Source organism: Chamaesiphon sp. OTE_8_metabat_110 (assembly GCF_031382685.1).
Taxonomy (GTDB): Bacteria; Cyanobacteriota; Cyanobacteriia; order Cyanobacteriales; family Chamaesiphonaceae; genus Chamaesiphon.
The window spans coordinates 1-10,081 of sequence record NZ_JANMZA010000044.1 but is presented as its reverse complement, the minus strand read 5'-3'; the positions used below and the strand labels follow the sequence as shown (position 1 = coordinate 10,081).

General features: G+C 45.6%; 8 protein-coding genes and 1 pseudogene. 6 read left to right on the top strand and 3 right to left on the bottom strand.

The features are described 5' to 3' along the window. Both RMO52_RS01865 and RMO52_RS01860 read right to left on the bottom strand, forming a co-directional pair. A partial coding sequence (locus RMO52_RS01865; RefSeq protein ID WP_310410397.1) for an Hpt domain-containing protein occupies window positions 1-583 on the bottom strand: 583 nt, incomplete at its 3' end. A 159-nt stretch (window positions 584-742) separates the two neighbouring features. After that, window positions 743-2,002 (bottom strand): response regulator, encoded by a 1,260-nt coding sequence (locus RMO52_RS01860; RefSeq protein WP_310410396.1) that lies wholly within the window; start codon window positions 2,000-2,002, stop codon window positions 743-745. A 171-nt stretch (window positions 2,003-2,173) separates the two neighbouring features. Between RMO52_RS01860 and RMO52_RS01855 the strand changes: the two genes are divergently transcribed. From RMO52_RS01855 to RMO52_RS01845, 3 genes are all read left to right on the top strand, one after another. Continuing rightward, on the top strand, window positions 2,174-4,804 hold the full coding sequence (locus tag RMO52_RS01855) for a PBP1A family penicillin-binding protein (RefSeq protein ID WP_309739406.1): 2,631 nt from the start codon (window positions 2,174-2,176) through the stop codon (window positions 4,802-4,804). A 200-nt stretch (window positions 4,805-5,004) separates the two neighbouring features. After that, window positions 5,005-5,805 (top strand): PD-(D/E)XK nuclease family protein, encoded by an 801-nt coding sequence (locus tag RMO52_RS01850; protein WP_310410393.1) that lies wholly within the window; start codon window positions 5,005-5,007, stop codon window positions 5,803-5,805. A gap of 99 nt (window positions 5,806-5,904) precedes the next feature. Further along, window positions 5,905-6,555 carry a hypothetical protein gene (locus tag RMO52_RS01845; RefSeq protein WP_310410391.1) on the top strand — a complete coding sequence of 217 codons (651 nt, stop codon included), beginning with the start codon at window positions 5,905-5,907 and terminating at the stop codon, window positions 6,553-6,555. Between the two features lie 232 nt (window positions 6,556-6,787). On the opposite strand, the gene RMO52_RS01840 is transcribed toward RMO52_RS01845, so the two are convergent. Next, on the bottom strand, window positions 6,788-7,369 hold the full coding sequence (locus RMO52_RS01840; protein ID WP_310410389.1) for a phycobiliprotein lyase: 582 nt from the start codon (window positions 7,367-7,369) through the stop codon (window positions 6,788-6,790). Between the two features lie 104 nt (window positions 7,370-7,473). Between RMO52_RS01840 and RMO52_RS01835 the strand changes: the two genes are divergently transcribed. The 3 genes and pseudogenes from RMO52_RS01835 to RMO52_RS01825 all read left to right on the top strand — a co-directional run. Continuing rightward, complete coding sequence (locus tag RMO52_RS01835; RefSeq protein ID WP_310410387.1) at window positions 7,474-8,271, top strand: pentapeptide repeat-containing protein; 798 nt, start codon at window positions 7,474-7,476, stop codon at window positions 8,269-8,271. A 308-nt stretch (window positions 8,272-8,579) separates the two neighbouring features. Continuing rightward, complete coding sequence (yhdJ, locus tag RMO52_RS01830) at window positions 8,580-9,458, top strand: adenine-specific DNA-methyltransferase (RefSeq protein ID WP_310410385.1); 879 nt, start codon at window positions 8,580-8,582, stop codon at window positions 9,456-9,458. After that, a pseudogene (locus tag RMO52_RS01825) lies at window positions 9,449-10,081 on the top strand (restriction endonuclease); the annotation flags it as partial. The gene yhdJ and the pseudogene RMO52_RS01825, both read left to right, overlap by 10 nt.

Below are 10,081 nucleotides of genomic sequence, written 5' to 3'. Positions count from 1 at the left end.
CTAAACTGATACAGATATCGGTAACACTATTAAGACATGCCTCAATCTGGATCGAATCGTGGTTAGCCATCACCGTAATTACTTCATCGATCTGTTCTTGAATCGTGGTTTCAAAAATTGAAGCGACAATATCAAAACCTAATTCGATCGAGGTTGGGAGCGCGATATCTGCCTCAGTCCAATCGCCGAGTTTTAGCTTTAAACTATCTAGTGTCTCAGCTAACCGATCGAGAATTGCGGCTTCATCGATTTTTCGCTCTGTGACTTGAGCTGTCAAGCATTCCTGTAATCCCGAGTAACCATTGAGAAGTAAAGTTTGAATCGAGACATCGATCTCAAGTTCTAAATTATAGAAGACGCGCGCTACATCTTCAAAACTGTGCGCGATCTGCTCGATCGTCTTCAAGCCGACATTTGCCGCAGCACCTTTAAGCGTATGCAGCGCCCGCATTAAATTGTGGACTTTGGCAGTAGTATGTTCGCTCGGGAGGGTGAGAATTTCATGCTCGATCGTTTGCAATAGTTCTGGTGCTTCAGCTAAAAAATAACTATACGCTTGGGCTTGAATTTGGGAGTCATTCATGACGATAGTGAATAGTGGTTAGTGGATAGTGAATAGTTAAGTAGCTGGGCGTAATTAATATAAGATATCGTGTAGGGTGGGCAGTGCCCGCCAGATAGGTTTCAGACATAACCTATCTGATAAATAATTGTATCTACCTACTTAGATAATTACATCTACTCACGATTGTTTAACTGAGGCATTGAGATATTTATTTAATAGGGCTTCGATCGCTTGTTTGGTAATTGGCTTGCAGGTGAATTCGGAAGCACCAACTACTTTAGAGCGCACCCGATCGAGCAATCCATCTCTACCCGTTAAAATCACGATCGGAATTTGAGTAAAAGCCGAAATTCGCCGAATTTGACCGCAAATTTCATAACCGTTAATTTTCGGCATAATCAAATCGAGAAAAATCAAGTCGGGCTTATTTTCTAGTAAGCGCGGTAAAGCTTGAGTCGCATCTTGAATGGCAATAAACCGATACCCAGCCTCAGTTACTAGCAATCGCATACTTTCGCAAATCTGGGGATTGTCATCGATGCAGATTGCCAGTTTGGATGGGGCTGGTTTGGGTGGCATCGAGGAAGTGGGGACTTTTGGTTGACGGGATGGTGGGGACGCTCCCACTTTGGTAGCGGGCAGTAACTTATTACCGATCTCTGGAGTTTGAAGATCGGGCAGATCGACTAATTCGATGATGCCAGTTTGAATGTACCGAATGAGCGAGCGGGCGATCAACAGTAAATCTTCACCAATTTCTACGGCAATTTCGCGTAATGTCCGCTTACCCGAGATTGCCTGAACTAAATTTTGGTAAATAATTGGTGTGGTTTGGCGATACAGTTGTACCGGGTGTCTGATGACTGGCGTTTTAGTGGGGGAGATATTGCCTAATTTTTGAGTTTTCCACTCTTGCCATGCGATTTGAGCCTGGGCGATCGCTTCTTCAGTATCGACTAGTATTGGCGGTCGCTTGGTAAAAATCTCGGGCTGCGATCGAAACATCAACTTTTGACCTTGACTGTACTGCATTAAGTCAAAAATAGTCTCTTGTGCGGCAGTAGTTAACATCGCACTGAGTTCTGAGGATTTGATTTCCGAGAGCATCATTAGTGTCAATGCGCCTTCATACTGCCAGCATTCTCGCTCGTCCAATCCGCGCGCGGGATTGTGCTGGGAGGCTTGATATAGCAAGTCGAGTCCGATATGTTCGTAGCCGACATGAGTGCGGAGGAGGCGTTGCCACTGTCGATTGGGTTGAGTTAGATCTAGGCTCCACACGATTTGTCCTTGGTAAAACACTACCTCCCAAGCCGCCCCTGATGCCACTGAAATATGCACGCAACCAGTAAATTCGCCCCAGCTTAGGTACTGAAATCTACCAATGGCATTATGTTGTGGGTCAGTAGCCGTCAAATAGTGCAGATCGTTGTTCATTACGAGGGAAAATGGGATGTTCGAGGCAGTGAATTTAGATCCTTAACAATTGAGATGTCTAGTATAATTGTGGAGACCAATTTTTAAGAGTCTTCATTAGTATTCCCTAGTAATCGCCCAGTACGCTATTATGCTCAATTATCATTAGCGATTGTCGCTCGGATCGAGGTGATGACATCTCATGCAGTACCAGAGATGACGGTATTGGACGACGGCGATCGAATAGTATTTACGACTGCCCGGTTTAAATTAGGAGTTGACGTGTTGAACTTATTCGCTAGGTTAAAGGAAATATCCCAGAAATTGCCGCTGACAGGGGCAGACAAACCTCGTGAGAATCATCAACCGTTAGCTGATGCTGGCGATTTCGAGCATTCTAGTCGCGCCGCGATCGAATCCGAGCGCCCCACGCGCAATAGTGTCAATGGTGCCGATGTTGCCGCCAATTTATATGCACAAGAGCGATCGAGCGATGCCCATCTCCCCCCCGCTGAAGGAGAAATTTCCGATGCTTTGGCAGTCAATCCCGCATCCCCACCCCACAAATCTCGCCCAGCCAGAAAAGCGCCGCCAGTTTTAATTGCGGCAGGTAAAACTGCCACAGTCGTCGGTCGGGCTGCTGGTAAAATCGGCACTACCCTCGCCAAGCCCTTCCAAGGCTCCAAACCCCTTCACAAAAAGCGCCGCTTCTGGATTGGCTCCGGTTTGGGTTTGAGCTGTCTGGCACTGGCGGGAGCGTGGGTTTTTGTCGATCGCAGCGTCAGCGATTACGCGCCAGCGGATGCCCTCAGTTATGTTCGCCCCGGTACGGTGACGATTAAGGGCGTAGATGGCAGCATTTTGCTGCAAACGGGCAACGCCACCCGCGAAACGCTCAAAACCTGGCAGATGCCCGACAAGCTCAAAAAAGCCTTCGTCGCGATCGAAGATCGCCGCTTTTACGAGCATGACGGCGTAGATTACAAAGGCGTCACGCGGGCATTAGTTCAAAATATTACATCCAAGAACTTGGTCGAAGGTGCTAGCAGCATCAACCAACAGTTGGCGCGGATGGTCTATCTCAATCAAGAGCGCAGTTTTTGGCGCAAATTGCGGGAAGTCCGGATTGCCCAGAGATTGACAGACGGCTTGACTAAAGATCAGATCCTCGAACGCTATCTCAATCTCGTCTATCTCGGGGAAGGTAGCTATGGCGTTTCCGACTCCGCCTGGGTGTACTTTAGCAAAACTGTAGACCAACTCACCCTGGCAGAAATGGCAACCTTAGCAGCGATGCCGCCCGCCCCGAATAAATACTCGCCCTTCGTCAATCCCAAATTTGCTAGACAACGCCGTAACCTCGTACTAGATCGAATGGTTGAGGCCAAATTCATCACCGCCGCCGAAGCCACAACAGCTAAAGCCGAACCTCTCAAACCCAAGCGCAGCCCCCTCAAACGCGAACTTCAAGCCGCTCGCTACTTCACCAAATACATCGAGCAGGAACTCCCGCAGCGGATTTCTGCCAAAGCCATCAAAGAAGGCGGCTTAACCATCGAAACCACTCTCAACCCCGCATGGCAAACCAAAGCCGAAGAAGTCGTCAACTCCACAGTCCGTAACAATCGGGGTTCCTTCGGACAAGCGGCAATGGTCAGTATCGATCCGCGCACAGGGGGAATTCGATCGATGGTTGGCGGTACCGACTTTGAAACTTATCAATTTAACCGCGTTACCCAAGCTAAACGCCAGCCCGGATCGACCTTCAAACCGATCGTTTATGCAACCGCGATTGCGGGTGGAATCAGTCCGAATAAATCCTATCTTGACGCCCCATTCGACGTTGATGGCTACAAGCCTAAGAATGCAGGCAAAAAGTTTAAAGGCTACATCACGATGCACGATGCCCTGATTAATTCAGTCAACATCATCGCCATCAAAATCCTGATCGATACTGGCTGGCAACCCGTCATCGACAATGCCAAAAAAATGGGGATCGAATCCAAGCTCGAACCCTTCTACTCCCTAGCGTTGGGTGGATTAGAGGTCAATTTATTAGAGATCACTGGTGCCTACACCACCTTTGCCAACCAGGGTCTGCACAATCCCGTCCACGGCATCACCCGCGTCACCAATAAAAAAGGTGAAATTCTCTACCAAAGTAAACCCGCACCCACCAGAGTGTTTGAACCCGGAACTACGGCGATTATGACTTGGATGATGCGCGGCGTCGTCAATGAAGGCACGGCAACCTCCGCCCAAATCGGTCGCCCAGTCGCGGGTAAAACCGGAACCACCGATAAAGAACGCGATCTGTGGTTTATTGGCTTCGTCCCCCAATTAGTTACGGGCGTCTGGCTGGGTAACGATAACAACCGCCCCACGGGTAACGCTAGTAGCACAGCCGCTTACGCCTGGTCGCGGTTTATGAAGACGGCTGTCCAAGATTTCCCCGCCCAGAATTTTCTCCCCCGTCCTGACAATCTCAGCAGACGGAAATCAGAACTTAAACTCGATCCGATTAAGCCGCGCTATCGCCGCGATCTGCCGATGCCCAAAGATGGTATGCGCGCTGATGATGATAAAACCAATAACTCGGAGGATCGGCCCCGTCGCCGTCGTCGCCGCTCTGAAGAGACTAGCGATAACAGCTCTCAAGATTCGCGTCGCTCTCGTCGCTCCCGCCGTTCGGAAGAAGCTGACTCTAGCAATAATAGTCAAGATTCCCGTCGTCGTTCCCGCCGTTCGGAAGAAGCTGGCACTAGTAGTAATTCCGAAAGTACTCCCCGTCGTTCGCGTCGTCGCCGATCGAGTGAGGAGTAGGGTAGAGGGTAAAAGGTAAAAGGTAAAAGGTAAAGGGTAAAAGGTAGGGTGGGCACGGTCTTGATGCGCTAAACCCTCGGCAAAGCCGAGGAGCGCGCATCGCTGCCCACCATCTAGGTTTCAGGCATAATCTATTTTACAAATAATTGCACCTACCTACTTATCTCTGGGTGAATTAATGACTACTTCAACTTTCGCTCATGGACTTTGCTAGCTATCATCTGTGGTCGCAATTCGAGCCTGCACTGGGCTGGGAAGATAGCCACTGTCAGATGCAGCGCGGCTGGCGGTGGACTCAAAAGTCCAAGAGCGATAGTTCCCAAACCACACCTTTCACGGAGACAATCTGGCAAAAGGTCGGGAAATTAGCCCAACAAGGGATCTATGAATTTCATCAACAGCCGCTGTTACTCAAGCACCCACGCGGCAGCGAACGGATTGCCGATCGCTTGTACTTGTATTATGAGTTAGCGACAGTCCGCGATCGAGTGATGCAGATTCTCCAGCAGTATCAAGCCGATCCGTGGCTGCTCGATCGCGATATTCTCCTCCTCAATCGCGGCGATGAGACAATTCCCGCACCGATCGATATTCGGATTGATGGGGCTACTTTTCAACTAATTGCCGCTTTTGATTGTATTATCAAACTCAGCGATCGCCATATCCAGATTATCGATTTTAAAACCGGACTTGCCGATCCGGATCGGCGTCAAGCAGATGTCTATCTCCTAGCCTGTAGCTATCTCTATCCCGATCTGGAAGCAGTTGCTTCCTTTTACAATCTGGAGACGATGACTAGCTCCGAATTGATTACAGCGACACCCGATCGATTGCAAGAAATAGCCCGTAAATTAGCCCAAATTGCCCAGCTACACCAGCAGCAACTTCAAATATATCAAAACCAGCCAGATGCTTTCGATCTCCTGTTTCCAGCGCATCCTGGTATTCATTGTCGGGCTTGTCAATTTAACTATGGCTGCGATTACGCTCAAAGCATATAGTTCAATAACTGCCAACTAACTGGGCATATTAAGTACGATCGGCGAATGCGATCGTGCGGTCATGTTCGCCTTAGCCTCGCTCGGGTTCCGAATTAATATATGCTGCTCCAACACCTTCAACCATTTCAAGTAGATCCCACTCGGGTCGATCGTCATGAGATTGTAACTTTAGTAAATCGAGTTAGTATCAATAGTAAAATTAGCGAGATTCAAGGTACCCTAGATCTGAATATTTCCTTGTGCGCTTATTTACTAAAATCTTATATTGATTATCAAGAAATTTATTTTTTATCAACTAATCTAATCTTAGACAAAAATAATCGTCCCGATTACATCTGCGGTTGCTATCATCAAACTAAAGGTGTAAGCTGGTATGCGATCGTGCTAGCTGGCCCTCAAGAGCAGACATGGGACGATAATTTACAATTGACGAAGACAGCAAAAGTCTCATTCGATCGATTGAATTATTGCATGAGTAATTTAGCTAAAATTTTAGTAGCAAATAAACTGAATGAATCTGTCGAGCCTAATACCGTGCATGGCTTATTAATTATCGGTCAAGATCGAGAATTTTTTCACAATCCCCAAAAACAAAACCGCAAACGCGAACTCAATCACAAGTCAGCTATTAAATTACGGACTTACGGGGCTTTCTTGCGAAAATTCGATCGCGAACGTAATAAAAATTGGTTGAATATGCCAGTCAGCACACTGGTAGATCGACTGAGGGCTAGGATTGATAGTATGTAGATAGAGGGTAGAGGGTAGAGGGTAGATGAGGAGACGGGGAGACGGGGAGATGAAGAATTGCTCCATTACCTCTTACCTTTTACCTCTTACCTTTTACCTTCAAACAATCACGCACAAACTGGCAATCGAATACATTTAAAACTTATCGAATTAGAGCGACTATGTATTGGTGGGCAGTGCCCACTCTACAAAATTAGAATCTGTTTCCTAATTCCACAAATTGCCATGAAAATTAGGCTCTAGCTAAATTGAGATCGATCATTTGCTGAAGAGTATTATCCTCGATACAGCGGCGCTCCGAGCAGTAGGTAGTTAGGTTTACGCCATTCATCATTCTGACACTACTGACGCGCACCCGAAAATCGTCAGTGATAAACCAGCATCGCTCTTGCCCTTGGTTTTTATCATACTCAGTCTCGATCGTCAAAATCCCATCTTGCCCAAACCAATACCGCGAGATCACCGGAATCTTTTCAACATAGCCGCGATCGCGAATCAATTTACCCGATCGTTTGGTATCATCATCGGGGACATCAATTAACACCGCGCCATAATCGGCATTTGGCGGTGCTTCATCGAGATTGGCTTGCCACATAAATAGTCCCCCACCCATCGCCCGTGCGGGATCGATTGATTGTTGCTCGCAGATCGCTGCTACTTTAGGATCGGTTTGCTCGACAACGCGCACGATCAAATTTGACTCGCCTGACTCATCCTCTACCAAATCGAAATGATGTACCGCCCGCAGCGTCAGCCAAGTGCCCTCGCTCTTGCGAAAGAAGTCCATCATCGTCATCGGTGCAATTAGTGACATGGGTAGATTAATGACTGGTGATTGGTGAATGTTAGTGGACGACGATTGCTTAAACCGACCGTTCCACTATAGAGTTTATTAATAACGAGTTAGATAAAGCAACCTTGAACGATTCTGCGATCGCCTTATCAGAAATTTTAGCAGCCATCCATGCCGGAAAGTCGCTCGATCGATTCGATCTGTATCGATTTGATTTTAGCGGTGCCGAGCTAGCGGGTGCCAACTTGCACGGGTTAAACTCGATCGGTGCTAATTTTAGCAGCGCTAATCTCAGTGGTGCCGATCTCAGTGGTGCTGACTTGCGAGGAGTCGATCTCAGCGATGCCAATCTCAGCGGTGCTAACTTAGACAAAGCTTATCTCAATCGCGCTCAACTCTACAGTACCAATCTCACTGACGCAAATCTCACAGGCACGAAATTACAAGTTGCCCGCTACGACGATCGTACCATCTGGAGCGCCGGATTTGCCTACAAATCATCCGGCGCGATCGGCCCTGGTGCGGCTCTCAATGGTGCCTATCTCAATACCGCCAACCTCCGCCATGCCGATCTGCGCGGTGCAAATCTGTTGGGTAGCTACCTCAGCGGTGCCGATTTAACAGGTGCCAATCTCCAAAAAGCCAGATTGAGCGGTGCGACACTACAAAGAGCCTTCCTGACAGGTGCATCCCTCCGCAACGCTGGTTTAAATGGCGTCAATCTCGAAGGTACCGATGTCCGCGCTGCCGATCTTACTGGCGTCGAAATGGAGCATTTAACCAGCATTGCCGGGGCAGATTTCAGTCAGGCACAAGGACTCAGCGACGAGATTCGATCGAGTCTGCTGGGACGTGCAGCCGCCGAACTAGACGTTTGGAACCCCTTCACCCGCCGCACTACCAGACAGAGTTTAACTCTATAATTCCATCCAAATTATGAACACCTTTAAACTACCTAGAGAGGTGGTATCACTGATTTGATTAGATTGTGGATAGAGATTAGTTAATTTATTTGGCATGGTTCAAAAAAGGGAAGATGTGGGTAATACTTTTGTCTTAAGAACTGAGGCTCTATACCATGACCATCAGACTTTATAGCTTATTGAATGTTTTGAAAAGTGTTACCCTCCTTTGAACGATGCCCAATCGCTCAAGTATAAATACTCTCAATGAGCTATATTATTTTTAATGACAAACATTTAGTTTATTATTTTTAATACGAAATTAAGTAATGTTTGAACGATATCAAGAGGATAAACATACCATATTTCATGGTGATGCTCTGTATATTTTATCTAGCCAGATTGCAGATCGGTCTGTAGATCTTATTTTTATAGATCCTCCGTACAATATAGGAAAACATTTCTCTAAGTTCCATGATAAATGGGAGTCGGAAGAAGCTTACATTATCTGGGCTTACAAGTTACTTGATGAATGTCTTCGAGTATTGAAGCCAAATGGAACTTTATATGTTATGACAAGCACTCAAGCAATGCCTTACTTCGATCTGTATTTAAGGCAAAAATTAGTAATTCTAAGCCGAATTATATGGCATTATGATAGCTCAGGAGTTCAAGCAACAAAGTATTTTGGTTCAATGTATGAGCCAATACTTCATTGTGTTAAAGACAAAAGCAATTATATTTTTAATTCAGATGATATTAAAGTAGAAGCAAAGACAGGAGCACAGCGTAAGTTAATTGATTATAGAAAGCCTATTCCTAGTCAATATAATACTGAGAAGGTACCTGGTAATGTATGGTATTCCCCTCGTGTCAGATATAGGATGGAAGAATATGAAAATCATCCTTCGCAGAAGCCTGAATCATTGTTAGAAAGAATTATTCTTGCAAGTACTAATAATGATAGTATTTTACTCGATCCATTTGCAGGAACTTTCACTTCTGCTGCTGTGTCAAAACGATTGGGACGGAGATCTATTAGTATAGAATCTCAAGAAGAATATCTTAAAATTGGTCTTAGAAGAGTCTTAGAGTGGAAGGAATATAAAGGAGAAGAACTGCTACGCATCCAAAAAAACAACATCAAGAAAAATAGTAGAGGTCAAAAAATAAATATTTCACAGGGAGAGCTTTTCAAATGTCAGTAGTGCATCATAACTTTACATATAAAATAATTGAGATTCTAAATCATCATTTTCCTGAGATTGGTGAGAAAGTTTTGCAGGGTAGTGAATTATTACAGTACTTAAATATCAAAACAAAATCTGCTAATGCTGGCTCTAAATCCCGTGGAGGATTCGCAAATCACTATGCTATATATGTTCTTGTTGAAGATTATTTGAATAATGAGTTCCATATTAAGAATGGATATGATGACTATCAAGGTGCCCAATACTCACTATTACTTACAAGGCAAAGACAGCTTCCTTTCGGGAGTAAACTACAAAATCATGCGCTAAACTCTCGATTGAACGAGGAGTTCAAAAAATATTTTCGCACATCGTCTTACTTGCCAATCATAAGAGATGCTCGAACAAATAGGTATTGGATTAATGAGAACCTGATAAAGTTTTCCATTGAAGGTACTCAAATAAATATTGCTGAGGCTATTAAAGCTATAATTGATGCTTATACAGCAGCACGAATGGCAGCATTTAGCGAGTTCATGCTCTATTGCCAAAAAATGATTAATGTTCAGCATCAAGAACCTTCGAGATCGATTGAATTCATTAAGGGCTTATTAAGACCAAATGTAGATGCAAGAGTTTTT